Annotated in this window: 24 protein-coding genes; 17 read left to right on the forward strand and 7 right to left on the reverse strand. The window is 40.7% G+C overall.

Going from position 1 to position 25976, the window contains the following annotated elements; genetic code table 11:
• The first annotated feature begins 156 nt into the window (after positions 1-156).
• Positions 157-555 (forward strand): acyl-CoA thioesterase, encoded by a 399-nt coding sequence (locus tag ACXYMT_RS08205; RefSeq protein WP_459058595.1) that lies wholly within the window; start codon positions 157-159, stop codon positions 553-555.
• On the opposite strand, the gene ACXYMT_RS08210 is transcribed toward ACXYMT_RS08205, so the two are convergent.
• Genes ACXYMT_RS08210 through ribD form a run of 4 tightly spaced genes read right to left on the reverse strand, consistent with a single transcriptional unit; the run spans position 549 to position 3682 of the window.
• On the reverse strand, positions 549-1166 hold the full coding sequence (locus tag ACXYMT_RS08210) for an IMPACT family protein (RefSeq protein ID WP_459058596.1): 618 nt from the start codon (positions 1164-1166) through the stop codon (positions 549-551). The genes ACXYMT_RS08205 and ACXYMT_RS08210 overlap by 7 nt on opposite strands.
• Positions 1157-2035: an EamA family transporter gene (locus ACXYMT_RS08215; protein WP_459058597.1), complete on the reverse strand. Its 879-nt coding sequence runs from the start codon at positions 2033-2035 to the stop codon at positions 1157-1159. The genes ACXYMT_RS08210 and ACXYMT_RS08215 overlap by 10 nt, the downstream gene beginning before the upstream one ends.
• Positions 2032-2640 carry an HAD family hydrolase gene (locus ACXYMT_RS08220; protein WP_459058598.1) on the reverse strand — a complete coding sequence of 203 codons (609 nt, stop codon included), beginning with the start codon at positions 2638-2640 and terminating at the stop codon, positions 2032-2034. The genes ACXYMT_RS08215 and ACXYMT_RS08220 overlap by 4 nt, the downstream gene beginning before the upstream one ends.
• Positions 2633-3682: a bifunctional diaminohydroxyphosphoribosylaminopyrimidine deaminase/5-amino-6-(5-phosphoribosylamino)uracil reductase RibD gene (gene ribD / locus ACXYMT_RS08225; protein ID WP_459059162.1), complete on the reverse strand. Its 1050-nt coding sequence runs from the start codon at positions 3680-3682 to the stop codon at positions 2633-2635. Before ribD ends, ACXYMT_RS08220 begins: the two co-directional genes overlap by 8 nt.
• A gap of 29 nt (positions 3683-3711) precedes the next feature.
• Between ribD and ACXYMT_RS08230 the strand changes: the two genes are divergently transcribed.
• From ACXYMT_RS08230 to ligA, 4 genes are all read left to right on the forward strand, one after another.
• Positions 3712-4197: a GNAT family N-acetyltransferase gene (locus tag ACXYMT_RS08230; RefSeq protein WP_459058599.1), complete on the forward strand. Its 486-nt coding sequence runs from the start codon at positions 3712-3714 to the stop codon at positions 4195-4197.
• 184 nt (positions 4198-4381) lie between these two features.
• Positions 4382-5224, forward strand: a complete 843-nt coding sequence (prmC, locus tag ACXYMT_RS08235; protein ID WP_459058600.1) for a peptide chain release factor N(5)-glutamine methyltransferase — start codon at positions 4382-4384, stop codon at positions 5222-5224.
• Positions 5221-5886 carry a VOC family protein gene (locus ACXYMT_RS08240; protein ID WP_459058601.1) on the forward strand — a complete coding sequence of 222 codons (666 nt, stop codon included), beginning with the start codon at positions 5221-5223 and terminating at the stop codon, positions 5884-5886. Before prmC ends, ACXYMT_RS08240 begins: the two co-directional genes overlap by 4 nt.
• Positions 5883-7874: an NAD-dependent DNA ligase LigA gene (ligA, locus tag ACXYMT_RS08245; protein ID WP_459058602.1), complete on the forward strand. Its 1992-nt coding sequence runs from the start codon at positions 5883-5885 to the stop codon at positions 7872-7874. Before ACXYMT_RS08240 ends, ligA begins: the two co-directional genes overlap by 4 nt.
• A gap of 425 nt (positions 7875-8299) precedes the next feature.
• On the opposite strand, the gene ACXYMT_RS08250 is transcribed toward ligA, so the two are convergent.
• On the reverse strand, positions 8300-10333 hold the full coding sequence (locus ACXYMT_RS08250) for a response regulator (protein WP_459058603.1): 2034 nt from the start codon (positions 10331-10333) through the stop codon (positions 8300-8302).
• A 151-nt stretch (positions 10334-10484) separates the two neighbouring features.
• Positions 10485-11396, reverse strand: a complete 912-nt coding sequence (locus ACXYMT_RS08255) for a bifunctional metallophosphatase/5'-nucleotidase (protein WP_459058604.1) — start codon at positions 11394-11396, stop codon at positions 10485-10487.
• Positions 11397-11640: 244 nt separating this feature from the next.
• Between ACXYMT_RS08255 and ACXYMT_RS08260 the strand changes: the two genes are divergently transcribed.
• Together ACXYMT_RS08260 and ACXYMT_RS08265 are read left to right on the forward strand one after the other, a co-directional pair.
• The gene (locus tag ACXYMT_RS08260) at positions 11641-15513 is read left to right on the forward strand and encodes a PAS domain-containing sensor histidine kinase (RefSeq protein ID WP_459058605.1); all 3873 of its coding nucleotides are present in this window, start codon (positions 11641-11643) and stop codon (positions 15511-15513) included.
• A complete protein-coding gene (locus ACXYMT_RS08265) occupies positions 15482-15910 on the forward strand; it encodes a response regulator (protein WP_459058606.1) in 429 nt (142 codons plus the stop codon). The genes ACXYMT_RS08260 and ACXYMT_RS08265 overlap by 32 nt, the downstream gene beginning before the upstream one ends.
• Positions 15911-15926: 16 nt before the next feature.
• On the opposite strand, the gene ACXYMT_RS08270 is transcribed toward ACXYMT_RS08265, so the two are convergent.
• On the reverse strand, positions 15927-16679 hold the full coding sequence (locus ACXYMT_RS08270) for a 5'-nucleotidase C-terminal domain-containing protein (RefSeq protein ID WP_459058607.1): 753 nt from the start codon (positions 16677-16679) through the stop codon (positions 15927-15929).
• Between the two features lie 175 nt (positions 16680-16854).
• On the opposite strand from ACXYMT_RS08270, the gene ACXYMT_RS08275 reads away from it, so the two are divergent.
• From ACXYMT_RS08275 to ACXYMT_RS08320, 10 genes are all read left to right on the forward strand, one after another.
• The gene (locus ACXYMT_RS08275; protein WP_459058608.1) at positions 16855-17541 is read left to right on the forward strand and encodes a hypothetical protein; all 687 of its coding nucleotides are present in this window, start codon (positions 16855-16857) and stop codon (positions 17539-17541) included.
• A gap of 87 nt (positions 17542-17628) precedes the next feature.
• A complete protein-coding gene (locus ACXYMT_RS08280) occupies positions 17629-18327 on the forward strand; it encodes a hypothetical protein (RefSeq protein WP_459058609.1) in 699 nt (232 codons plus the stop codon).
• A gap of 143 nt (positions 18328-18470) precedes the next feature.
• Complete coding sequence (locus tag ACXYMT_RS08285) at positions 18471-18893, forward strand: DUF6913 domain-containing protein (RefSeq protein WP_459058610.1); 423 nt, start codon at positions 18471-18473, stop codon at positions 18891-18893.
• Positions 18894-19766 (forward strand): 4-hydroxy-tetrahydrodipicolinate synthase, encoded by an 873-nt coding sequence (gene dapA / locus ACXYMT_RS08290; protein WP_459058611.1) that lies wholly within the window; start codon positions 18894-18896, stop codon positions 19764-19766.
• 105 nt (positions 19767-19871) lie between these two features.
• Positions 19872-20687 (forward strand): outer membrane protein assembly factor BamD, encoded by an 816-nt coding sequence (locus tag ACXYMT_RS08295; protein WP_459058612.1) that lies wholly within the window; start codon positions 19872-19874, stop codon positions 20685-20687.
• A gap of 15 nt (positions 20688-20702) precedes the next feature.
• Positions 20703-21029, forward strand: coding sequence for a DNA-directed RNA polymerase subunit omega (locus ACXYMT_RS08300; protein WP_459058613.1), 327 nt, complete (start codon positions 20703-20705; stop codon positions 21027-21029).
• Between the two features lie 6 nt (positions 21030-21035).
• The gene (coaBC, locus tag ACXYMT_RS08305) at positions 21036-22247 is read left to right on the forward strand and encodes a bifunctional phosphopantothenoylcysteine decarboxylase/phosphopantothenate--cysteine ligase CoaBC (RefSeq protein ID WP_459058614.1); all 1212 of its coding nucleotides are present in this window, start codon (positions 21036-21038) and stop codon (positions 22245-22247) included.
• A complete protein-coding gene (gene porD / locus ACXYMT_RS08310; RefSeq protein WP_459058615.1) occupies positions 22240-23130 on the forward strand; it encodes a type IX secretion system protein PorD in 891 nt (296 codons plus the stop codon). Before coaBC ends, porD begins: the two co-directional genes overlap by 8 nt.
• 268 nt (positions 23131-23398) lie before the next feature.
• Positions 23399-25051, forward strand: coding sequence for a DNA repair protein RecN (gene recN, locus ACXYMT_RS08315; protein ID WP_459058616.1), 1653 nt, complete (start codon positions 23399-23401; stop codon positions 25049-25051).
• Between the two features lie 48 nt (positions 25052-25099).
• Entirely contained in the window at positions 25100-25924 is an 825-nt protein-coding gene (locus ACXYMT_RS08320; RefSeq protein ID WP_459058617.1) for an enoyl-ACP reductase FabI, read from the forward strand.
• Positions 25925-25976 lie beyond the last annotated feature (52 nt).

Below are 25976 nucleotides of genomic sequence, written 5' to 3' on the forward strand. Positions count from 1 at the left end.
AAAATTTCTTTCTCCCGGGTTTATTAGAGCAACAAATATGTGAACAAATTATCTGAAAAAAAAACGTTTTGACACTTGAAATTTAACAAAATTTTTAGCATACTTCGTTCATACGTGAAAGTACAAAACCGAATTAAATAATCCATCAAAAAATTCATGAAAAGCCACTCCACCTGTGTTAAAGTTCGATATGCAGAAACAGATCAAATGGGCGTTGTCTACCACGGCAATTATGCACAATATCTCGAAATAGCCCGTATTGACTGGCTTGATGCCCTGGGGATCTCATATAAAAAAATGGAAGAGGAGGGAGTAATGCTTCCGGTTTATGAGCTCAAAATAAAATTTAAAAGGTCAGCAAAGTTTGACGACATGCTTAAAATTGTTACGCGGTTAAAAGAAAAGCCCGGCGTAAGGATAGAATTTCAATATGAGATTTTTAATCAACACGACGAATTACTAACAGAGGCAGAGACAAGTTTGATATTTATGGACATGGAAAAGATGAAGCCAATGAAATGTCCTGCAAATCTTTTAGAAAAACTGGGTTATTGATCCTCCAGTTCGGTGATCTTTACTTTATAGGTGGCGTCAAATTTTTCATAGATCCTTTCCGCTTCTTTTTTGCGAACGGCAATAATGATCTTGCAGTCGAGTTCGAGGATCTGCTCCACAACATTGAGATTATTTTCTTTGATCACCCGCATCACCTTATTCATCTCGGGATAATCAAAAGAGATCTCAAATTTCACATCTATGGTTAGGGTGATGATCTTCGAAGCCTCCAGTGCCATTTGTGCAGCGGTCTTATAGGCATTGATCAATCCGCCGACTCCCAGTTTTACCACGCCAAAATATCGCACCACTACTATAAAGGTGTTAGTAACATCAAAGGACTGTAATTGTCCATAAATGGGCATTCCCGCCGAATTAGACGGCTCCCCATCGTCGTTTGCCCGGTAATGAACTTCCGCTTTTCCCAGCTGCCAGGCATAGCACCAGTGACGCGCCGCGTGATGTTTCTTTTTTAGCTCCTCAAGGTGCTCCTTTATTTCTTCTTCGGAAGTTACCGGAAAGGCATACCCAAAGAACTTACTGTTCTTGTCCTTAAATAGAACTTCTTCTGAAGGTTTAGTGATCGTCCTGTATGTATCCTTTACATCCATTCTTCGGAAGTTGCGATTAAAATGATGCTTGCAATTGCCAGCAATATCCCGATCCAATTCTTGGCCAACATTCTTTCTCGAAACAGTAAAATTCCGAGGAAGGTTGAGATCATAACTATAGCTACATTGTTAAGCGGAAAAACCGTAGAACTTTCCAATCCTTCGGTCCGTAATGCCATCACGAGGAAGTAGATCGAGCCGAAATTAGGAATTCCTAAAGCCACTCCGGCAATCACATTTCTGAAACTTAAGCTTAGGCTGCCTCTCATCTTCTGGAAGATAAGGATACAAACACCAATTATTCCTGCAATGGCAAAGATCGTGGAGGAGAAAAGGGCCACATCGGCTTCAGCAACATAAGAGGTTTCAAGAAATTTTAGGGTAGTGTCAATGATTCCGCTGCCAAAGAAAACAAGGAGCGGAAATATCAAATTGCGTTTCCTTATTTTAATACCTTCCTTCTTCTTTATAGAGGTAAGGTAAACCGCAAAAAGCGCCAGAATTATCCCGGTGATCTTGATCCAGCCCGTACTTTCGTTGTACAAAATGATGCCAAAGAAAACCGGAATAGCGACCGACATCTTGGTAGCCACAGAAACCACCGATAATCCACTCTTCTGGGTGGTGATGGCGGCGAGATAAAAAACCGCTATAAACATGAAGCCCAGGATGAAGGTTCCTAAAAACCAGGATTCAGAAACCACTTTCACAGGATCAAGCTTCTGTTGGTCAACCAGCATACCTGCCGAAAACGCAAAAAAGTAGTTGAAAATTATTGCCTGAAGGGTATTGATCCTGAATCGCTCAAAAAGCTTAAAGATCACGAAGATCACGCTCGAGGAGAGGACGCTTAGTAGGAGGTAGATCAAAACAATTCACTTTTAATGGTGAAAAGATCTGTTACATCTTCTTTTGAAGGGTCAATATTCCAGGTATGGATCCCAATTTCGGCAGCGGCCGCAGTATTTTCTGTAGTGTCATCTATAAAAAGAGTTTCCTCAGGTTTTAGATCGTGCTTTTCCAGGACATAATGATAAGTGTCTGCATCAGGTTTCCGTAGATTGATCTCCTGGGAAAGGTAAAAGGCATCGAAGCAGTTCTTAAACTCCTCAAAGAATGAAATATTCTGCTTTACCCAATCAATATGAATGTGGTTGGTGTTACTAAGGAGAATGAGCTCGTAACGACCTTGCTGTTTTAAATTTTTCAGGAAATTGAGGCGGTGCTCAGGGAAATCAACGAGGATAGCATTCCAGGAATTGGTAAATGCTTCAGAAGTAAGCTTCGGAAAAGACTCACAATATCCGGAAATAAACTCTTCCGAACTTATCAGGCCTTTCTCATATAACTGATTCTGCTTCAGCATTTCCTCTGAAAAATGAGATATTTCAAGCTTCTTTAATTCCCGGGCAGTAGCCGGCTTGTCGAGGTTGAGGAAAACATCTCCAAAATCAAATATGATGGTCTTAATCATTCGAGTAAATCTTTAAATCGTCATCGCCGATTTTTGTTTCAGAAATAAGCCTGCCCTGCAATTCTGGAGCTTTTGTTCCCTCTTTAAAATGAGGTTTTCCTGTAAAAATCCTAGCTTCATCCCATATTTCTGCTGAAATAAATGTCTGAAGCGTTTCCCTTCCTCCCTCAACGATCACCGACTGAATTTCATGTCGATATAAGATCTCACAAACTTGCTTTGGAAGATCTCCTTTAAAATGAAGGCTCTCAAAAATGACATTTTTGGCACTCTTATTTTCCGGAATTTTTTCGGAAAGAACCAGAGTTTTAACTGATCCGTCAAAAAGGTGAGATTCTTTTGGAATTCTTTGGCTTCTATCCAGCACCACCCGAACAGGATCATTTCCCTGCCACAGGCGGGTATTGAGTTTCGGGTTATCCATCATTGCAGTATTGGTGCCCACCATTATTGCCTGTTCTGTTGCCCGCCACTTATGAACGAGCTGTTGGGAGTATTTTCCGGTGATCCATACAGGTTCCCGTTTGGCATCTTTTTGAGGGGTGGGTGCTAAAAATGCGTCACTGGTTTGTGCCCACTTCAATATAATATAAGGACGCTGTTTCGTGTGATAGGTGAAAAATCGTTTATTGAGATCGTGACATTCCTGCTCAAGCACTCCCACCCGTACCTCGCAGCCGGCGTCCATGAGTTTTTTTATGCCCTTGCCGGCAACTTCGGCAAATGGATCAACTGTACCTATTACGACTTTCTTGATTCCGCTGTCAATTATAAGATTGCTACATGGCGGAGTTTTTCCGTAGTGACTACAAGGCTCCAGGCTCACATATATTGTTGATTTGGAAAGCAGGCTCTTATCCTTGACCGAGTTTACTGCATTAACTTCGGCATGAGGCTCTCCGGCTTTTTGATGCCAACCTTCGCCAATGATCCGGTCGTTATAAACGATCACGCTGCCCACGATGGGGTTTGGATAGGTGCGTCCAAGGCCGTTTTGAGCCAACTGAATACAACGGTTTATGTATTTTTCGTGTATCTTCACCCCCACAAAAATAGCATTTAATAAAGATAATGAGCACTTACATAATTCGGGAAATAAAACCTGAAGACAATGAGCAGGTTAAGTCGGTCGTGCAAAACGTATTGGTAGAAATGGGAGTTCCAAAAGTGGGGACGGCATACGAAGATGCTTCCCTCAACGATATGCACGCGGAATATGATGAAGATCGAAAAGAATATTTCGTGGTAGATGACCACGGAAAGATCATAGGAGGAGCAGGAATTGCACCGCTGGCAAACTTTGATGGCTCCATTTGTGAGCTTCAAAAAATGTATTTTTTACCTGAAGTTCGGGGAAAGGGAGTTGGTGCCGAGATGATGAAAAAATGCCTGAAATTCGCCAAAGAGCAAGGATATGAAAAATGCTACATTGAGACCATGCCTTACATGGAGCAGGCTCAAAAGCTCTACAAACGCTCCGGATTTGAAAGCCTGGACGGTCCAATAGGAGATACAGGTCACTACAATTGTAGCGTTTGGATGATTAGAGACCTTTAGTCTCAATTTCTAAAAGCTCAAGCACCAAAATCCCATTTTTCTGTCCCCCCTTAGGGGGATTTAGGAGGTATAATGGAAAATTTGCGGGAAATGATTGAAGAAGATTTCCTGGTGTTCTTCTTTTTTTCTTTAGAGCTTTTTGTGAAAAAAATGGAAAAAAATTATTGAAAGTTCTTACAGCTGCATGAAAATAACAGCCTTTAAAAATCACTTTTTTGACACCTTAGCCGGGGAATATTCGAAGGAGGAGATCGGCTCTTTTTTTTATATTCTTACGGAGGAAAAGTTAGGTCTGTCAAGGCTGAATATTGCTTTAGAACCCGATGGCGAATTATCCGATAAAGAAGTGGAAATGTTGACTACTGCTTTGCAGCGGCTAAAACACCATGAACCAATTCAGTACATCACCGGCCACACAGAATTTTTCGGACTCAGTTTTCAGGTGAATCGGGATGTGCTTATTCCGCGGCCGGAGACCGAAGAACTGGTAGAATGGATGCTACAGGATCTTAAGGGGAAAAAGGTGAATATCCTTGATATTGGGACGGGGAGTGGCTGTATTGCTATTGCCCTGGCAAAACATCTTCCGGAAGCCAAAGTAACAGCCATAGACATTTCTCCCGGAGCTCTTAAAGTGGCAAAGACTAATGCGGAAAAGAATGAGGTCGAAATTCAATTTTTGGAGCTGGATGTTCTTGCAATTGAAAATTTTCCGAAGAGGTTTGATGTGATAGTATCGAATCCGCCCTACGTAAGAGAGCTGGAGAAAGAATACATGCAGCGGAATGTCCTGGAACATGAGCCGGAAACAGCTCTGTATGTCAAAGATGAAGATCCGCTTTTATTTTACAGGAAGATCATAGCTCTTGCCTGGGACAATTTACCTGTCGGGGGGAATCTATATTTCGAGATCAACCAATACCTGGGAAAAGAAACCGAGGCACTTTTAAAGCTAAAAAATTTCCAAACCACCTTAAAAAAGGATATTTTCGGGGCAGAACGTATGCTCAAAGGTGTAAAAGCATGAAAATAGAATATCTCAAGATCTTTAGTCAAAATATTGAAGAGCAAAAGACATTTTACCGGGATGTACTGGAGCTGCCTGTAAAAGAAGTCGGTGAGAATACTTTCAGGGTGCACATTGGCTTTTCAGAATTGGAAATTGAAGAAAGTAAAGATGCTACTCCTTATCACCTTGCTTTTCACATTCCGCCGCACCGGGAAAACCCTGCACTGGAATGGCTTGAACAAAAGATGTCAATTTTGAAAAATGAAGGAGATAAGATTATTGATTTTCCCGCCTGGAAGGCAAAGTCCCTATATTTCTACGATGCCGATAAAAATATTCTGGAGTTCATTTCCAGAAGAGATCTTTATCCTACTCAAACCGGAGAATTTTCTTCAGAAGAAATTCTCGGCATAAGTGAGGTAGGCCTTGCTACTAATGATGTTAAAGAAAAATTCTCTTTTCTAAACCAAAATTTCGGACTTGAAAAATATTCCGGAGATTATGAGCGCTTTTGTGCAGTGGGAGATGATGAGGGACTTTTCATAATTATCAATAAAGACCAAAAAGACTGGATCCCTACCGGCGATGAAGCTTTTGCCTCTCCATTCGAAATAAAAATATCTGTTGAAAAGGCCCTTTTTGGAGCTGTATTCAAAAACGAAAGACTTGAACTTCTATGAAACCGGAAGAAAAGATCATTGCTCTAAGAAAAGAGCTTCACCATCATAATCATCTTTATTACGTACTGGACAAGCCGGAGATCTCGGACTATGAATTCGATCAAAAGCTGAAGGAACTTCAGGAGCTTGAGGAAAAGCATCCGGAATTTCATGACGAGAATTCCCCAACGCTAAGGGTTGGAGGTGCCGTGACAAAGAATTTTGCCACTGTTGTTCATGAACACAGGATGTATTCTCTGGATAATTCGTATTCAAAAGAGGACCTGGAAAACTGGGAAAAAAGGATCATCAAGCAGGTTGATGGAGAAGTGAATTTTACCTGTGAGCTCAAGTATGATGGAGCTTCCATAAGTCTTACCTACGAAAAAGGGCAATTTAAGCAGGCGGTTACCCGCGGGGACGGAATTCAGGGAGATGATGTCACTAATAATGTTCGGACAATACGCTCAGTTCCTTTAAAATTAAAAGGAGATTACCCTGAAAAATTTGAGATAAGGGGAGAGATCGTTCTTCCTTATGAGGGCTTCGCGCACCTCAATGCAGCTCGTGTAGAAGCAGGGGAGGAGCCATATGCAAATCCGCGGAACACAGCTTCAGGTAGTCTGAAGTTACAGGACAGTGCCGAGGTTGCAAAAAGACCACTGGATTGCTTATTGTACAACCTGGCAGGAAATAATTTAGGAATTGAGACTCAGTATGAAAGCCTTCAGAAGGCTAGAGAATGGGGTTTCAAAGTTCCGGACGAGGCTAAACTTGCTAAAAACCTGAAGGAAGTGATGGATTTTGTCAATTACTGGGATGTGCACCGGCATGATCTGCCTTACGAGACCGATGGAGTTGTGGTGAAGGTGAACAGCTTGCATCAGCAGGAGGAGCTGGGTTACACAGCTAAAGCTCCCCGGTGGGCCATGGCATATAAATTCAAAGCAGAGCAGGTTTCGACAAAACTTAATAAGATAACATATCAGGTGGGGCGTACAGGGGCAATTACTCCGGTTGCAAACCTTGAGCCGGTACAGTTGGGAGGAACAACAGTGAAAAGAGCTTCCCTTCACAACGCCGATCAAATTGAAAAGCTTGATGTTCGCGAAGGTGATGAGGTTTATGTGGAAAAAGGAGGGGAGATCATTCCAAAGATCGTGGGTGTAGATTTTACCAAACGTGACCCGCAATCTGAAGCTACTCATTACATTACGAACTGCCCTGAATGTGATACAGAACTGGTTAGGAATGAAGGAGAGGCGCAGCATTATTGCCCCAATTTTAATGGTTGCCCTCCACAGATCATTGGGAGGATTCAGCATTTTATTTCCAGAAAGGCAATGGATATCGAAGGCCTGGGAGGCGAAACGGTTGCTTTGTTGGTCAATGAAGGGCTAATTGGAAACTACGCCGACCTTTATGAATTGAAAAAGGAACAGGTTCTGCCACTGGAGCGTATGGCTGAAAAATCTGCTGAAAATTTGATCAACGGGATCGAAAATTCAAAGCAGATCCCTTTTGAGCGCGTACTCTTTGCTCTCGGAATTAGATATGTGGGTGAAACTGTAGCTAAAAAACTCGCAAAAGAATTTAAAAATATTGATGCTCTTAAAAGGGCAAAAAAGGAGGAGCTTGAAAATGTCGATGAAATAGGAGAAAGAATAGCCGAAAGTGTGGTCGATTTTTTCCGGGACGAAGAGAATGTAAGAAATGTCGAGCGACTGAAAGAGTACGGATTGCAGTTGGAGATATCTGCAGAGAAACTAGCCAATCAAACCAATAAACTGGAAGGACAGACCTTTGTAGTTTCGGGAGTATTTGAGATGTCGCGAAATGACCTTAAGAAACTTATAGAGGATAATGGCGGGAAAGTTTCAGGTTCTATTTCTTCTAAAACAAGCTATGTTGTGGCAGGAGAAAACATGGGCCCGAGCAAACTGGCTAAGGCAGAAAGTTTGCAGATCCCCATCATCGATGAGAAGAAATTTCTCAAGATGATAGACTAGCTAAAAATCTGTGGAAAGGATCCCCCCGAGAATGATCATCAATATAAGGAAGATGGTAAACAGCGATTTTTGTTGAAAACACATTCGGTTAAGATTTTCCTGCACAATTTTTTTAATCATGATCAAGTATTTTAGCTACACATTTCCTGGACCTGTAGTAAAGTCCGTTCAAAAATAGGTATCTGATCTCTAGCTGCTGCTGCCTGTTTCCAGTTTAACCAAGGTTTGACTTTTCGTAAACATTCTTTTTGTTAAGAACAACTCATTCACAGGTGTGCCATATTCTTCATTATCAGATCTCCATATTATTATTACTGGGCAAATGTACCCCGGGAATAGCTGCTGAATTATGATTTATATCATACACTTTTTAAGATATTTTTAAAAATCATTTAGGAAAGAGAGATCTGGATGAGGATCCTTGATTAATGATGGGTGTATTGCTTAATAAGCTTGAGCAAATCGCTCTTGTTTATAGGTTTAGTAATATAGCCGTTACATCCAGCTTCCATGGCCTTATCCTGTTCATTAGAGAAGGTATAGGCACTCTGGGCTATAATTGGAACAGAAGGATTGAACTTTCTTATTTCCCGTGTGGCTTCGATCCCATTTATTTCAGGCATTTTTATATCCATTAAGATAAGGGAAATATCAGGATTATTGCGAGCCATTTCGATCACCTGCCGTCCATCTGTAGCGCGAAGTACCTCTACTTCCTGCAAATTTAATAATTGCTGAATGAACAGAAAGCTGATATTATCATCTTCAGCAACGAGAACCTTCAGGTGCTCCCCTTCAAATTGCTCCTGTAGCGGCTCGACTTCTTCAGGTGGTTCTACTTCCGCCGGAATATAAGGGATCTCAAAATAAAAAGTGCTGCCTTTACCTTCTTCAGACTCCAGCCAGATCTTTCCATTTAATATTTCTACATAAGCTTTGACAATAGCCAGGCCAAGGCCGGACCCTTCGTGGGCGCGGGTCATGTTCAAATTCGCCTGAACAAACCTCTCAAAAATGGCTTTTTGACGCTCCACCGGAATACCTATTCCCGAATCTTTGATCCAGAATTTGACAAAATTACCCTTGAGATCTACTCCGAGCTCTACAATTCCCTCATTCGTGAACTTTAGAGCGTTGTTGATCAAGTTGGTGAGTATGTTGTCCAGGATGAACTTATCTGTCAATACATGTTCCTTTCCGGGTGGTAATTTACAGGTGAGATGCAGCTCCAAACCTTTTTCTTTTGCCTGCCGAATGAAGAAATTGTAGTAAAAATTCATCACTTCATTGAGATCCACATTCGTATGCCGCACCTCTATCTGTCTCGTGTCGATCTTTGAGATCTCTATAATATTATTGATGGTGGTAAGCAGTCGCTTTCCACTTTTGTTCACAATATCAATGTATTTCTCTCTTGAGGCGGAATCCAGATCCGGTTCTTTCAATAAACTCAAAAAACCAATGATCCCGTTCATGGGAGTACGGATCTCATGAGACATGTTCTGAAGAAATATGGTTTTTAAGCGTTCATTTTCTTCCGCTTTCTCCTTTGCCTTTGTAAGTTGCCTGTTGCGTCTCCATAAAGCCCGCGTCTTAAGATCTACCTGATATTTAAGTAGAAATGCAAACAGAGTGACGATAAGAAGTACTATGAAGAGTACTGCCAGTAACCATAAGAAGTGACGGGATTGAGGAGGCTTCATCACAGGATCGAGATGAGTTTGCAGGATCATATAATAATCAGACCGGGGATCATTCTTCATCGCGGCGAGCTGGCGGTCAAAGCGATTTATGAGAAGAGGATCAGTGTTTTTTGAAAAGGCGAGGTGTAATTCAGAAGGTCTTAAAATAATACCTGTAGAAATTATTTTATCATCAAAATGTTCAGAAAATGAAAAGAACCTGGAGGCAACCAGAAGGTCGATCTCACCACTTTTTAAAGCCTCTGTTGAGCGCGGATAATCCTCGTAAGACTTCAAATTGTAATCCATTGGAAAACTTTTATCAAAGTCACCTTTTAGGAGCGCCTCTTGTATTGAGCCTGCAAGTACCCCTATGTTCTTGCCGTTCATGTTTTTGACAGTATGAATAGTGTTATTTTTAAGGCTAAACACCTCCAGCCAGGAAGTCAAAACAGGAACTGAGTTTAAACTGAATAAAGAATCTCGTTCTGGCGAATAAGCGAGATCGGGGAGCATGTCGATTTCAGCTTCTTGAAGCATAGACATTAGTTCATGCCATTCCCCAATAACATATTTCAACTCCAGGTTTTCTTCTTCGGCTATTCGTTCAAGAATTGCGACAAAGATTCCATCCGGTTTACCTTCTTTATTCACATAGATCTTTGGAGAGTTATTATAGACACCAACTTTAATTGATTCCTTCTTCTGAGAATAGATTATTCCGGAAGGCAGGACGAAAAGAATTGTTATAAGATAATATAGTAAAGATCTCCCCATATGAATGTCTGCAAAAATTGGATAGCAGTAACCGGGGGGAGTGAGCTGCTTACGCAGGTTATTTATCTAAATTACGCTAAAACTTTTAGACTTCACAGTAGAAGGGGCAGGGGAAAAGTCCAATAGTATTTAATTTTCTCCTAAATAAATATCAAACCAGAATTGTTGCGCCACCGGCATTTGATTTTCCTGAAGCATCCAGGTAGAAATCTATTCTGCCTAAATTGACACCGGCCCATCCTACCTGATTGATCAGCACCTTTTTTCCTTCTTTGTTCAGGATAATGGAGGGTTCAGGGAGAAAGGTGTGGGTGTGTCCGCCAATGATGAGATCAATATCTTTTGTGGCCTTTGCCAGTTTTACATCGCTGATCATATCATCCCGGTATTCATATCCCAAATGAGAAAGACAAATAATAAGATGACATTTCTCAGTCTTTTTGAGCTGGTTTACTGTTTCTGAAGCCATCTCCACGGGATCGAGATATTCGGTTTCTTTATATAACTTTTTGGTGACCAGGCCGTCCAACTCAATTCCTAAACCGAATACTCCTATTCGTATTCCGTCCCTCAAAAAGACCTGGTAAGGCCTTACCTTTCCCTCAAGTACAGTGTTTTTAAAGTTATAATTGGCACTAACAAATGGAAATTCGGCATGTGGCAGTTGCGCAAATAAACCCTCTATTCCATTGTCAAAATCATGATTCCCGATAGTTGCGGCATCATATCCCATCTTACTCATAATCTTGAACTCCAGTTCTCCCCCGTAAAAGTTGAAATAAGGCGTTCCCTGAAAAATATCTCCGGCGTCAAGTAATAAGGTGTTAGGGTTTTCTTTTCTTATTTGTTCGATTAGGGTATATCTTTTTGCTGCACCTCCCATTCCGGGGTACTGGGCGTGATCTTTTGCAAAGGGTTCTATGTGGCTGTGTACATCATTTGTATGCAGAATAGTAATATGTTTTAGGTTCCTTTCAGGGGAAAATGACATGAGACCCAGGCTACTTACTCCTGCAACTGCTCCTGCAGCTGCTGTTTTCTTTATGAAACTCCTTCTTTTCATTCTTTTTTTTTGCCTTTAGTTATACCCCAGCGAAAACTTCTAAATGTGTGATCAACAACAAAAGTAAAGTTTTCCTGGAGGTTTTACGTACAATTTGAATTTTAGAGGATGACTTTTCAGTGGAAAAATTTTAGAAAAAGAAGAAAATTATTTTTTCCTAAAAAAATGTTAATATAAATCTGAAAATCTTATATTTACCTCGAAATTGAGTCGTTTATCGATAAATACTTACACTTTGTCGGATATGAAGTTAACTACAGAAAAAATCAGGCTCCTTTATTTTACTTCTGAAATAGAGAAGGGAGAGGGCCTCCTTAGGCAGCTATATGGAGAAGAGAAGAATTCCGGCGAAAGAACATTGGTAAACACAATAACCGAATTTGGAAATGCAGTTGCAAGAAAGGTACCCGATGTTGTTCTGGTAGATCACACCAGTAATTTTAATTATACAGTAGCCGCCCTTGAAGTGATAAAACAGCGTAAACTTGATTTACCGTTTATTTTACTCATTGACTCAGTATCAGAACATCAGGTTATAGATCTTTTGTCAGAAGGTCTGGATGATTACGTTTTTATAGACAGACCGGGGCGTTTACCGGTCTCTGTAAGGAAGATCATGAAAAAATATTCTTTTAAGGCGGAAAGAGAAAGCTTAGAGGCCCGGTTAGTTCTTAATGATCGAAAATTCAAAAGCCTTATTGAGAATAGTGCTGATGCCATTTTAATCCTTAATCCTGATGGACGGAATTCTTATATTTCTCCTTCTGCCGAAAAGATCCTTGGTTATTCAGAGGACGAGGCAAAAGAGCTCAATTTTTATTCCCTAATCTATCCTGAAGATCAATATGCCGTAGAAGAAGGTATTCTTGCTTGTTTAGAAATGCCGGGGAAACCTCTTTCCGGATTTCCTGTTAGAATAAAAGCTAAGGCGGGAAGTTATCTTTGGCTGGAAGCTACCTTTACAAATCTTCTTGATGAACCGGCAGTTAAGGGAATGGTCGTTAATTTTAGAGACATTTCCTGTTACAAAAAGGCAGAGTTGGCCATAAAGGAAAGTGAGGAAAAATACAGGTCATTTTTTGAAAATAGTCTGGATGGTATTCTTATAACTGTAACAGATGGGCGCATTTTAGCCGCCAATCCCGCGGCTTGTGGTATGCTGCAAATGACCGAGGAAGAGATATGTGAGGCAGGAAGATTTGGTATTGTAGATCCTGAGGATCAAAGAGTGCGCACCGCAATAAAGAAGCGCCAGGAGAAAGGACACGTAAAGGCTGAAGTGACATTTATTCGAAAGGATGGAGTTAAATTCCCGGTAGAGGTGACCTCTTCTGTCTTCCTTACTGCATGTGGGGAGAAAAGAACTTCCATGATTCTAAGGGATCTTTCACACAAAGCAAAAGCAGAGGAGGAAAAAGAAGCTGTTCTTAGGGAGTTACGAGTGCAAAGTGAAAAACTACAAACAGCGCAGCGAATTGCGAAACTGGGATATTGGGAGCAGGACCTGGAGAATTACAGTATTTTCTGGACAGAGGAGGTATATAGAATATGGGGTAGGAATAAAATAAATTTTTCGCCCACGTACAGTCTTTTGCTGAAGACAATTCATCCAAAAGATCTGGATAGGTTTTTAAGTGAGAATTCGTCTGCTATGGCAGGTCTTCGCAATCTCGATTTTGAGCATCGGATAGTTCTTCCCGATGGGAGCATTAAATGGGTTCACGAGAGAGGAGCATTGAAGTTCACAGAATCGGGCAAAAGAATATTTGAAGGTACCGTACAGGATATTACCGATGAGAAATTGAATCGTCAAAAACTTATTACCAGTGAAGCCCGTATTCGTGGAATTCTAAAGTCACAAACTAACTACCTGATAAGGGTGGACTTGGATGGTAAGTATACTTTTTGCAACGACAAATTCTTTGAGGATTTCAATTGGATATTTGAGGACAACAATCCTATTGGAAAGTTGGCACTGAGCTCGGTTAAAGAATCCTGTCATGCTAAAGTAAAAGAAGCTTTTCAAAAATGTGTATCACAGCCTAATTCAGTGGTACAGGTAGAAGTAGAAAAGTTGCAAAAAGAAGGTGGCGAAAAATATACTTTTTGGGATTTCATTTGTCTGGCAGACGCCGAAGGTAATCCCATGGAAGTACAGGGAGTTGGAATAGATATAACCGACAGGGTTAAGGTGGAAAGATCTTTGGTTGAAAGCAATCATCGTTATGAGTTGGTAACAAAAGCAACTTCAGATGCTATTTATGATTGGAATTGTGTCACCGGAGAGATCCTTTGGAGCAACAACTACAGTAAGCTCTTTGGTTATTGCCTCGATTCGACCCCGGTTAGTTTTTCTTCCTGGGCTTCAAATGTACATCCGGAAGACAGTCAAATTCTTTCTGATCTTTCCAGGGAACTGGATGGAAAAAACAACTTCTGGCAGGCAGAATACCGCTATCGCAAATTGAATGGAGAATACGCCCATGTGTTGGAAAAAGGTACCATTATTAGAGATGAGACTGGTAAAGCAGTTCGAATGGTGGGTGCTGTCCAGGATATTACAGATCGCAAAGAAGCAATGCAAAAGCTAATACGCAGTGAAGCCCGACATAAAGGAATTATTCAGTCGCAAACAAATTACGTAGTAAGGATTGATCTGGAGGGGAATTACTCCTATTGCAATGATAAGTTTTTAAAAGAATTTAGCTGGATTTACGGGAAAGGAGAATTGATTGGAGAGGATTCCATGACTTCTGTTATGAGCTATCACCACGAGCGTATAGCCGAGATCGGCCAAAAATGCATTTCCAACCCCGGAGAAGTCTTCCAGGTGGAGATAGACAAACCCGGCAAAAATGATTCGGTCAAAACTACGCTTTGGGATATGGTTTATTTAGCCGATACCTCAAATGAAGAGGGGGAAATGCAATGTGTAGGAATAGATATCACAGACAGGGTCAAAGCGGAAAGCAAAAATAGGTTTCAGGCCAATTTGCTTGACAAAATCGGTCAGGCAGTCATTGCTACAGACTCTACAGGAACAATCACTTATTGGAACAAAGCTGCATCAGAAATTTACGGCTGGACTAAAGAAGAGGTGTTAGGGGAAAATATTCTAATGATAACTCCATCAAAGGGTTCCCTTGAACTGGGAGAGAAGATCATGGAAAGCCTGGAACAAGGAAAAGCATGGACGGGAGAATTCATGGTTCGCCGTAAGGATGGTACCGAATTTCCGGCTTTGGTCACCGATTCTCCCTTTTATGATGAAAATGGAAATTTTATTGGTGTCATTGGAATTTCCTCCGATATAACAGAAAGAAAAAATGCTGATAACGAGTTACTGGAGTTAAACCGGAACCTGAGAAATTACACCAAAGAACTGGTCACAGCAAATAAAGGGCTGGAGCAGTTTTCATATATAGTTTCGCATAACCTTAGAGCTCCGGTCGCCAATATTATAGGGCTGGGGGAGTTGATAAGTACAGAAAATTATCCCGAAGATTTAAAGCAGCAACTTCTTCAGGAAATTATTTCCAATGTTGGGCGCCTGGATTCCATGATCAAGGATCTTAACGACATTCTACAGGTGAAGGTGGATATGCACGAAAAGAAGGAACAGATCGATCTGGAGGAACTGGTACGCACAATAACACTGGGGGTTAAGCAAATAATAAAACAGAAAGGGGTGAAAATAATCACCGATTTTTCTGAAGTCCCTGATTTTAATGCTCCCAAACCCTATTTGCACAGCATTTTTTCTAATCTCATACTTAACAGTATTAAGTATAGACGTCCAGATGTCGATCTTGTCCTGAGTATTACGAGTAGGGAGGAACATGATAAATTCATTTTTGAATTTGGTGATAATGGCATGGGCATAGACCTGGATAAAAAAAGAAACCAGATTTTTGGTCTTTACAAAAGATTTCACAATCATGTGGAAGGTAAAGGTATGGGCTTATTCATGGTCAAAACCCAGGTGGAACTAATGGGAGGGGAAATTAAAGTATATAGTAAAGTGAATGAGGGAACCCGATTCCTGATAGAATTTAGAAAAGAAAAATGTAATAAAACAAAGGAGGATGAAGAAAGAACGACAGTACGTGTTGGTTGATGACGATGCAACAAGTAACATCATATGTAAGCTGAATATAAAAAAGGCAGATCCCGATGCAGCTATAATTTCTTTTAATGACCCCGAGAAAGCCTTGTCATGTATTAAAGAAAAATGCGTTCCTAATGATAGGAAGACTTGCATACTTTTTCTGGATCTAAATATGCCTTCCCTAACCGGTTGGGAGTTTTTAGATGATTTTCAAAAATTTGATCCAGAGGTGCAAAAGAAATTTTTAATTTATGTTCTAACCTCTTCTATCGAAGATTTTTCGGTGGAGAGGAAAAAATATCCTTTGATTTCTGGCATTTTTAGTAAACCAATGACATCAGATAAACTTCAGGAAATAATGACATGCATTCGCGAGAAAGAAAGGGAAGAGCGAATGTTTATTTAGCTAATAGGCTGAAGTTCTACTTAAGGCGAATAAACCGGTCATCTCTCAAAGGTGCAATAGTATCCTTACTCTTAAAATAATCGATCAACAGATTCCTGATCTTATAATCCAGGTAGATAACTTCTTCGGCCTTTCCAAAAAAGACCATGTTATCACCACCCTGCAGGAGGTAATCATTTGTCGCTACGAAATAGGATCTGTCATCCTGCAAAGGTTCCCCCTGGATTAGAACTTTGGCTATGCTATTATCCTTTTCCAATTGTAACTCGATCCCCGCTACCGGGTGGGCGCTACCCGAATCGACCAAATATCTTATCATCTCCCTTACCTGCTCTGCACTTAATTTTGCCACCACAACTTCGTTCTCAAAAGGCATAACTTCAAAGGCTGTTCTGGTGGTAATATTTCCTTTACTGATGGAAGATCTTATTCCGCCAAAATTTAATAGGACCATATCAATATCATTTCCGGTCCTTTCCTTAAAGACAGGATTAGACAATTCCATCATAGCATCGGCCATTAAATTTCCAATTGGCGTATTAAGCTCACCATTTCTTAAAGTAAGGTCGTAGGGAACGTAACTAAGTACTTGTTCCATTTCCTTATCTATATGGTGTTTATAGGGTTCAATAAATGCTTCAAGAGAATCATCTGCCGTTATAGCTGGACCTATTTCCAGCTGTTCGCCTTTAATAAGAGTAGGAGAATAGTCTCTGCTGAATTTGCAGGAGCTAAGAAGAATACAAAGAATTACAACGTAATGTTTCATTTTTTTAGAGGTGTAGACAAAACTAAAGTTTTATTTTATGATGTAGTAGTCTTTAGTTTCTTTAGATATTGATCGCTTTTACCTATTATTTTCTAACAATATGCAATCTTAAAAGAAAATGTTTTATTTTTCCAGCGAAAAAGTAGAAAAAACTCATTTCGCTAACCATCAAAGATTGAAGACAAGTCAAAAAGTTCTGTCGCTTTTTATACTCCTGGGAGTACTTTTTACAATAGGCTCCATATTTGATTTTGACCTACTGGAGCTCATCTCAACAGTTTTTCTTATTCCTGTCCTCATCTTATATTATAGGTACAAGGCCAGGAAATGGTTTTTGCCCATGGTCATTGCCCTTTTGTTCTTTTACATAAGAGATCTGTTTATGATAAATGGTTTTAGCAATAATGCAGGTCCAATCCTGTTATTTTTTGGCGGCGGTCTTCTTATCCTTTATATATATGCCCTTACAAGTTTCCCAAGAGCGAAGGCACATCCCGTAGAAATTTTTTCTCTTATCATTATGTACGGCTTTCTTGGTTTTTTGTTCTACACAATTGCCGAACTCGTGCCACAGGTGATACCTTCTTATAAAAACCTTACATACATTTATCTCCTTGTCCTCACTCTATTGCTGGCAATAACCTTTACACAATACCTTCTTAAATCACATTATGCATCACTATGGCTTATGTTAGCTTCAGCTTCCCTGTTGGTTTCTGAATTTTCCCTGTTTTTCAGAATGTATGTGATCTCCGATATTAGTGTAATCATCTTTTATCCATTCTTTCATGTCATCGCATTTTATGCTATGGTGGAGCATGCTCTTCATAGAAGGAGAAGCCGTTATTTGCCGGGATTTTAAAATCACAGGGACAGGAAATTCTTAAAATATTTGACATTTCAGTTTTATAATCATAAAATTTTTATATTGCCGGTAATTTCTAACTCCATGAAACAGAAGGTGATTCTTTCTTCCCTGGCTATCACGGCAATGCTTGTGAATGTCGTTGGAATCATTCAGGAAGACTTTCTACTAAGAAAAACAGGAGAAATACTTTTCTTTCTACCTCTCATCCTGTATTACCTGAAAAAGATCCCCTTCAAAAATTTTAATTTCCTAATGTTTCTGGGAATGGCTTTGGCGGCCACAATAGTAGCTTACTTTGAAAAAATTTGGTACTTCGAAGAGGCTAAGCTGGGTTTCTGGCTGGTAGGTTATATCTTTCTCGCCCGTGAAGCCATTAAGCATACCGAATACGAGAAAGGTAACCGCTTCACGAACCTGTACTTTTTAGGAGTAATTGCCGTTTATATTTACCTTTTGTGGGTACATGTGATCGAGATCGAGCGAAATGTGGGAAATCATTTTGTTTTTTCCCTTTACATACTTTATTATCTAAATATTCTTTTCATTGCTATAGCGGCATTGGTGTTTTATCTCAATTCGTTCTCTAAAAAATCTGTTTTCTTTATCTGTCTTACGCTCTCCTTTATCTTTTCAGATGTTTTGCGGGATATGGAAGTATTCTATTTTAGAGACCTTAGCGTTGAAATTGTTGGGACACTTATAAAATTTGCAGCATTGAAGCTGGTTTTCCTGTTCTTTATTACCCCCGAGAAAAAACTAAGGCTTCTCCACCTTGTCTAGTGAGATTGCATTCTTTTCCTGTTTCTGGTAATACATTAATTCCTAATTTTGTGCCGTGAAAATTGAGGAAATAAAGATTGCTTTTGCCAGGAAGAAATTTCAGGATCTTGCCACAGCTGCTCCTGAAAGTAAACCTAAAAAAAATGGGAATTATTCTTGAAGCTGAAAAGGATGATCTTTTAAATGCTTTTTTAGGACTGAAAGAAGATCTTAATTTTTCCAAAGAGGACATCCAGATAATAATTTGCAGAAAAGCAGGTGCCAAAAATGACATTTTTGAGTATCCTTCTCTTTCGATCAAAGATCTCAATTGGAAAGGAAATATTTCTGAGGAGGCTTCGACTTTTTTAAAGTCCGCTTTTGAAGTACTCATCTCTTTCACTGCTGAAGGAAATAAAATGGCCGACTTTCTCGTTGAAGTAAGTCGGGCAGATCTAAAGGTAGGCAGAAAGAAAGTAGACAAAAATGGCATTTTCGATCTAAATATTTCGGCAGAGCTTACAGAGCCAAAAATTTTCACAACAGAACTAAAAAAAATTTTACCAATTTTAAAATACAGCAGTTAAATGAACAAATTTGTTGGAACGGGAGTAGCCCTTATCACTCCTTTTAAAGATGATCTTTCTGTAGATGTTGAAGCTTTGAAAAAGCTGGTGAATTATCAGGTAGAGAACGGGATCGATTATATGGTGGTGTTGGGAACTACCGGCGAAAGCGCCACCCTTACCAGCCAGGAAAAAGATTTGGTGATTGAAACTATAGTTTCCGAGAATAATGGTCGGCTTCCATTAGTACTTGGAATTGGGGGTAACAATACAGCAAAGGTCTGCCATGAGGTGAAGAATACAGATCTTTCTGCTTTTGATGCAGTGCTTTCTGTATCTCCTTATTACAACAAGCCTTCACAGGAAGGGATCTTTCAGCACTACCAAGCTGTTGCAGCTGCGTCTCCCAAGCCTATTATTATGTACAATGTTCCCGGGAGGACAGGTTCAAACATGCTGCCCGAAACTGTGAAGAGGTTGTCTCAGGTAGATAATATCATCGGGATCAAAGAAGCGGCAGGAGATATGGTGCAGGCCATGAAAGTTATTGATGCGGTTCCAAATGACTTCCTGGTAATTTCGGGAGATGACATGATCACTTTACCTATGGTTCTTGCGGGAGGTCACGGAGTTATTTCAGTAATTGCACAGGGTCTTCCTGCCCAATTTTCAAAAATGGTAAAACTGGGGCTCGAAAAAAAGGTTGATGAAGCCTATGAGTTGCACTACAAGGTTGCGCCTTCAATAGATCTTATTTTTGCTGAAGGAAATCCTGTAGGGATTAAAGCACTTCTTGAAAAGAAGGACATTGTGAAGAACAACCTTCGTTTACCACTGGTTCCTTCAACCGAAAATCTGACACAAAAGATCAATGCTTTTGTGGATAATTTCTAGCAGTCAAGCTTCGGAAATACTGGATTTTTAGCTGAAATCTGGCTGAAACTAAAGTTTTTATAATAAGGCAGAAAAGAGTATTTTTGCCAGATGTTAAAATTAAGAATGAAGAAAATCATCTTTTTATTAAGTGTAGCTTTTGTTTTAAGCTCTTGCGGGGAATACCAGGAAGTGTTGAAAAGCAAAGATACCAGTCTAAAGTATACTACTGCTGAAAATCTTTACAACGAAGCCAAGGCTGGTGAAGGTAATAGCAGAAGAAAATTCAGAAAAGCTTTAAGGATCTTTGAACAGCTTGTGCCTGAATTCAGAGGTAAACCGCAGGGGCAAAAACTGATGTTCCTTTTTGCAGACACTTATTATGAATTGAATGATTATTTCTTGGCAGGCTACCAATTTGAGCGATTTGTAGAAACCTATCCCGAGAGTGAAAAGATAGAAGAAGCCGCTTTTAAAGGAGCAAAGAGTTATTACTTCCTGTCGCCACCATACTATCTCGATCAAACAGAAACTGAAAAGGGAATAAGTAAGTTACAGGCATTTATAAACCGTTTTCCCGATAGTGAGAAAATGGATGAGGCTAACGAACTCGTTACCGAGCTTAGGGTGAAGCTGGAAAGAAAGGCATACGAGATCGCTAAGCAGTACCATCATACAGAAAGCTACATTGCGGCCATGACTGCTTTTGATAATTTTATTTCTCAATATCCGGGATCTCCTTTTAGAGAAAAGGCCATGTACTACAGGTTTGAATCGGCTTACCTGTATGCCATCAACAGTTATGCCTATGCCATGCCGGAAAGACTGGCCACAGCAAGAGAATATTATGAAGATTACAAGCGGTATTATCCTGAAGGCGAGTTTATTGCTTTGGCAGATGCTGCATTAAAAGATATTGAAACAAAAGAACAACAATTATAAATCTGAGACGAGAATATGATAGATCTAAAGAAGACAGATGCTCCGGTAAACACTACGACTCTTGATAAGAACAAGATCGATTCTTCTACCAATAACATTTATGAAGCGATCTCAATTATTTCAAAAAGAGCTACGCAAATAAATTCTGAGATCAAGAAAGAACTTCTTGAAAAACTTGATGAATTTGCTACTTACAATGATAGCCTTGATGAGATCTTTGAAAACAAGGAGCAGATAGAAGTTTCCAAGTTCTATGAAAAATTGCCAAAGCCACATGCTTTAGCAGTTCAGGAATGGCTGGATGACAAAATTTACCATCGCAATACTAAAAGCGAAGAATAAAAGTATATGTCTGTATTAAGCGGCAAAAAGATACTTCTCGGCGTTACCGCGGGTATTGCCGCTTATAAAACAGCATTTTTGGTCCGGCTCTTTATTAAGGCCGGTGCGCAGGTAAAGGTTATTATGACCCCTGCAGCCAAAGAATTTGTTACCCCTCTTACTTTATCCACCCTTTCCAAGAATGAGGTGGTTTCTTCTTTTACACTGGAAGAAGATGATGGCGACCTGTGGAACAACCATGTGGAGCTGGGCCTATGGGCAGACCTTATGATCATTGCTCCTGCTACGGCCAATACCCTTTCAAAAATGGCAGGTGGACATAGCGATAATTTCTTAATGGCAACTTATCTCTCTGCTAAGTGTCCGGTTTATTTTGCGCCTGCAATGGACCTGGATATGTACAAGCATGCTTCCACAAAAGAGAATTTTGGTAAACTTACTTCCTTTGGAAATGTCATGATCCCTGCTACTTCTGGGGAACTTGCGAGTGGCTTGACGGGAGAGGGCAGGATGGCAGAGCCCGAAGATATCGTAGCTTTCATTGAAGATCATTTAGTGAAAGATCTTCCGCTCTACGCTAAAAAAGTGCTTATAACAGCAGGTCCTACATACGAAGCGATCGATCCCGTGCGTTTTATAGGAAACCACTCGAGTGGAAAAATGGGATTTGAGTTGGCTGCCGCTGCACATGATGCTGGAGCTGAAGTGATCCTGATCTCAGGCCCCACACATTTAGAGAGCCCCAGGGAAGGGATAAAGTTAGTGAGAGTGCAGAGCGCTGTCGATATGTATGAAGTCGCTACGAAAGCATTTCCTGATGTAGATATTGCGATTGCATCGGCTGCTGTAAGTGATTACCGTCCGAAGATATCTGCAGAGCAAAAGATCAAGAAGACCGAAGAGATTATGACGCTTGAGCTGGTGAAAAATCCAGATATTCTGGCTGCTTTGGGAGAAGCAAAGAAAGGTCAGCTTCTGGTTGGATTTGCGTTGGAAACTGAAAATGAAGAGGAAAATGCAGCTGGTAAATTAAAAAGGAAGAACCTGGATTTTATAGTGCTCAATTCTCTAAATGATGAGGGTGCTGGCTTCAAATCTCAAACCAACAAGATTAAGATCCTGTTCAAGGATGGGACAAGGAAGAATTTTGAACTGAAGTCCAAAAAAGAAGTTGCCGCAGATATTCTGAATGAAGTAATCCTATTAAGCAATGCGTAATTCATTTTTACTTTTTTTGATGCTTAGCCTCAGCGTGTCTGTAGGTGCCCAGGAATTAAATTGCCAGGTGATTGTAAACGCGGAGCAGACGGGGCAGGCAAATGCTTCAGTCTTTAAGACCCTGCAAAATGCACTTACTGAGTTTGTGAATCAAACTCGCTGGACCAACAAAGACTTCCTTTCGCAGGAGCGCATTAACTGTAGCATGTTCATTAACATAAACAGCTTTGAGGGCAACAGCTTTGGCGGGACAATTCAAATTCAGTCTTCCAGACCTGTTTTTGGTTCTACCATGGTCACTCCTGTGTTGAATTTTAATGATGAGCAATTTGCCTTTGAATATACCGAATATCAACCTTTAGAGTTTAGTCCAAATCAATTTAACTCGAATCTGGTGTCGGTAATCAGCTTCTATGTTTATACCATTTTGGGTCTGGATTCCGATACTTTTAGTGAACAGGGGGGAACTTCCTATTATCAAACAGCTAACCAGATCGTGGGAACTGCACAGCAGAGCTCCTATAGCGGTTGGAAAGGAACAGACGGGAATCGTTCCAGGTATCAACTGAATGCCGATTTGCTTTCCAATACCTATTCCGGATATCGCAATGCTCTTTACACATATCACCGTGAGGGGTTGGACGTTATGCACATGTCGCCTGAAGAAGGTAAAGAAGCAGTAGCTTCTTCAATCATTGACCTGCAGCGAATGAACAGTCGTCGCCCGAATTCGCTCTTGCTAAGAACCTTTTTTGACGCCAAAGCCGATGAGGTGGAGCAGATCTTTAGCGGCGGGCCTTCAGTGAATATTAGGGAGGTGGTCGATGCTCTTAATACAATGGCACCCAACTATACCGAAAAGTGGGGAAATATTAGATACTAGTGATCAGTCGTCAGTTTCGGAAGAACCAAGATTCAAGAGCCAGGAGTCAAGACTTTTTTTAAGTTCAAAAAATCTCTCCAAATCTACGTTATCTGAAGGAAACCTTTGACAGCGTAATTCCCACAATAGAATTTTGAACCTTGAATTTTGAATTTTAAATCCTTTGGTAATTTGGTGCTTCCTCTTTGATTCTTTTAAATTTGTCGTGTGTTAATTGCTGTTTGGCAATTATAAATTACTTTATCTTTAACCGAAATTTCACAGGCTTTTGCTCACAAATCTCTCTATAAAGAATTACGCCCTTATTGAAGATATCCAAATGGATCTTCGCAGTGGCTTTACAATAATTACAGGGGAAACCGGCGCAGGAAAGTCCATCATGCTGGGGGCGCTTTCTTTGCTGTTGGGCAAACGGGCCGATTTTAGTGCGATACGAAATGCGGAAAAGAAATGTGTCATTGAAGGCACTTTCAGCATTTCCTCATACAACCTGAAAGATCTTTTTGCTGAAGAGGATCTTGATTACGAACCGCAAACAATCATAAGGAGAGAAATACTTCCGTCCGGCAAGAGTCGGGCGTTTATAAATGATACTCCGGCGAATCTTTCTTCGCTGCAGGCGCTGGGGGAGAAGCTGCTTGATATTCACAGTCAGCATGAGACCCTTAGCCTGGGAAACAATGAATATCAATTCCTGGTAATCGATTCTTTGGCCGGGAATGAAGCTAAGCTTAAGGAATACCAGAAAGAACTGCAGCAACTCAAGAAGCTTCAGAAGGAACTTCAGCAATTAAGAGAAGAGCAGGCGCAGGCTACAAAAGAATACGACTACAACCTCTTTTTGCTTACCGAATTGCAACAGGCAAAACTCGAGCCGGGAATGCAGGAAGAGCTGGAGGAGCGATATGAGGAGCTGAGCAATGTAGAGCAACTCACCGAACAACTGGGAGGCGCAATTAATAATATTCAGCAGGAGGAGATCGGGGCAGCGGCATCCTTAAGGGAAGCAAAAAATAGTCTTCAGAAGATATCGGTAATTTCCAATCAATATCATCAGCTTTTTGAACGTTTGCAGAGTGTCAATATCGAACTTGATGATATCGTTACGGAACTCGAATCGGCTTTGGATAAGGTTGAAGCGAATCCGGCGGAACTGGAGCAGGTGAATGCCAAACTTCAAATGTTGTATAACCTTCAGAAGAAACACGCAGTTGCAACTGTGGAGGAACTAAAGGATATTCAGGAGGAGCTGGCGAAGAAAGTAGCAGTTTCAGAAAATGCCGATGAAGAAATAACACGTTCAGAAAAAGCCATTTTTGAGAAGAAAGAAGAGCTTCATAAAATAGCTTCGGAAATACATACCTCCCGAAAAAGCATTATTCCGAAATTCATTCAGGAAGTGGAGACGATCCTGGATGATCTGGGAATGCCTAATGCAACTTTAAAGATCGAGCTGGAGCAACAGAAGGAATTTTATACCAATGGACAGGATAAACTTACCTGGCTCCTTGCTGCCAACAAAGGCGGAGCTTACAACGACATCAAGAAAGCAGCATCGGGCGGGGAGCTCTCGAGAATAATGCTGGCTGTAAAAAGCATTTTAGCCACCTACAGCCAATTGCCCACTATAATTTTTGACGAGATCGACACCGGAGTTTCGGGAGATATTGCCCAGAAAATGGCCGGTATCCTTCAGAAAATGGGAAAAAACATGCAGGTTATTGCCATTACTCACCTTCCGCAGATCGCCGGAAAAGGGGACAGGCACTTCAAGATCTTCAAAGAAGATGCAGCCCATAGCACGATCACCAATATCAAGGAATTAAAGGGCGAGGACAGAATTGAGGAGCTGGCTATGATGCTGGGCGGTAAAAACATTAGCGAATCTGCCGTGGCACACGCCAAAGCGCTTCTGAATTAAAAGATGTTTCTTATATTTACCCGCTTAACAACTCTATAAAACCAAACCATGTCATATAATCTACTAAAAGGAAAAAAGGGGATCATTTTTGGAGCCCTTGACGAGAATTCTATCGCCTGGAAAACAGCTTTGAGAGTGCATGAAGAGGGAGGACAGTTCGTTCTTACCAACGCACCAATCGCCATGAGAATGGGAAATATCAAGGAGCTTGCTGAAAAAACAAATGCAGAGATCATTCCTGCAGATGCGACCAGCGTTGAAGACCTTGACAACCTGGTAGAAAAAGCCATGGAAATTCTTGGTGGAAAACTGGATTTCGTGCTGCATTCAATTGGGATGTCTGTAAACGTGCGAAAGGGTAATCACTACACCAATCAGAATTACGATTTCACCACCAAAGGCTGGGATGTTTCGGCTGTTTCTTTTCACAAGACCATGCAGAGCCTTTACAAGAAAGACGCTATGAACGAGTGGGGAAGCATTATGGCGCTTTCTTATATCGCAGCCCAAAAAGTTTTCCCGGACTATAACGATATGGCCGATAACAAGGCTTATCTTGAGTCAATTGCCCGCAGTTTCGGGTATTTCTTCGGAAAAGAGAAAAAAGTAAGAGTGAATACTATTTCCCAGTCTCCAACGCCAACTACGGCAGGTACGGGTGTGAAAGGTTTTGACGGCTTCATTGCATATGCAGAAGAGATGTCACCACTAGGAAATGCAACAGGAATGGATTGTGCCAACTACATTGTCACTCTGTTCTCGGACCTTACGAAAAGAGTAACTCTGCAAAACCTATACAACGACGGCGGCTTCTCCAACATGGGAGTGAGTCAGCAGGTCATGGAAGCTTTTGTTAAGAGCAAAGGAGAGTAGCTAATTCAAATATCGATAGATAAGAGGTCTCAAAAATGACATTTTTGAGGCC

It is taken from the genome of Salinimicrobium sp. CAU 1759 (assembly GCF_054482715.1).

Coding starts and splice junctions, on each gene's coding strand:
- ACXYMT_RS08265 (WP_459058606.1), top strand. CDS start 15,482: ATGAAGAAAGAACGACAGTACGTGTTGGTTGATGACGATGCAACAAGT.
- ACXYMT_RS08255 (WP_459058604.1), bottom strand. CDS start 11,396: ATGAAAAGAAGGAGTTTCATAAAGAAAACAGCAGCTGCAGGAGCAGTT.
- ACXYMT_RS08240 (WP_459058601.1), top strand. CDS start 5,221: ATGAAAATAGAATATCTCAAGATCTTTAGTCAAAATATTGAAGAGCAA.
- prmC (WP_459058600.1), top strand. CDS start 4,382: ATGAAAATAACAGCCTTTAAAAATCACTTTTTTGACACCTTAGCCGGG.
- ACXYMT_RS08210 (WP_459058596.1), bottom strand. CDS start 1,166: ATGGATGTAAAGGATACATACAGGACGATCACTAAACCTTCAGAAGAA.
- ACXYMT_RS08280 (WP_459058609.1), top strand. CDS start 17,629: ATGAAACAGAAGGTGATTCTTTCTTCCCTGGCTATCACGGCAATGCTT.
- ACXYMT_RS08295 (WP_459058612.1), top strand. CDS start 19,872: ATGAAGAAAATCATCTTTTTATTAAGTGTAGCTTTTGTTTTAAGCTCT.
- ACXYMT_RS08300 (WP_459058613.1), top strand. CDS start 20,703: ATGATAGATCTAAAGAAGACAGATGCTCCGGTAAACACTACGACTCTT.
- ACXYMT_RS08230 (WP_459058599.1), top strand. CDS start 3,712: ATGAGCACTTACATAATTCGGGAAATAAAACCTGAAGACAATGAGCAG.
- ACXYMT_RS08285 (WP_459058610.1), top strand. CDS start 18,471: ATGGGAATTATTCTTGAAGCTGAAAAGGATGATCTTTTAAATGCTTTT.
- ACXYMT_RS08205 (WP_459058595.1), top strand. CDS start 157: ATGAAAAGCCACTCCACCTGTGTTAAAGTTCGATATGCAGAAACAGAT.
- ligA (WP_459058602.1), top strand. CDS start 5,883: ATGAAACCGGAAGAAAAGATCATTGCTCTAAGAAAAGAGCTTCACCAT.
- ACXYMT_RS08260 (WP_459058605.1), top strand. CDS start 11,641: ATGAAGTTAACTACAGAAAAAATCAGGCTCCTTTATTTTACTTCTGAA.
- ACXYMT_RS08320 (WP_459058617.1), top strand. CDS start 25,100: ATGTCATATAATCTACTAAAAGGAAAAAAGGGGATCATTTTTGGAGCC.
- dapA (WP_459058611.1), top strand. CDS start 18,894: ATGAACAAATTTGTTGGAACGGGAGTAGCCCTTATCACTCCTTTTAAA.
- ACXYMT_RS08270 (WP_459058607.1), bottom strand. CDS start 16,679: ATGAAACATTACGTTGTAATTCTTTGTATTCTTCTTAGCTCCTGCAAA.
- ACXYMT_RS08250 (WP_459058603.1), bottom strand. CDS start 10,333: ATGGGGAGATCTTTACTATATTATCTTATAACAATTCTTTTCGTCCTG.
- ACXYMT_RS08220 (WP_459058598.1), bottom strand. CDS start 2,640: ATGATTAAGACCATCATATTTGATTTTGGAGATGTTTTCCTCAACCTC.
- coaBC (WP_459058614.1), top strand. CDS start 21,036: ATGTCTGTATTAAGCGGCAAAAAGATACTTCTCGGCGTTACCGCGGGT.
- porD (WP_459058615.1), top strand. CDS start 22,240: ATGCGTAATTCATTTTTACTTTTTTTGATGCTTAGCCTCAGCGTGTCT.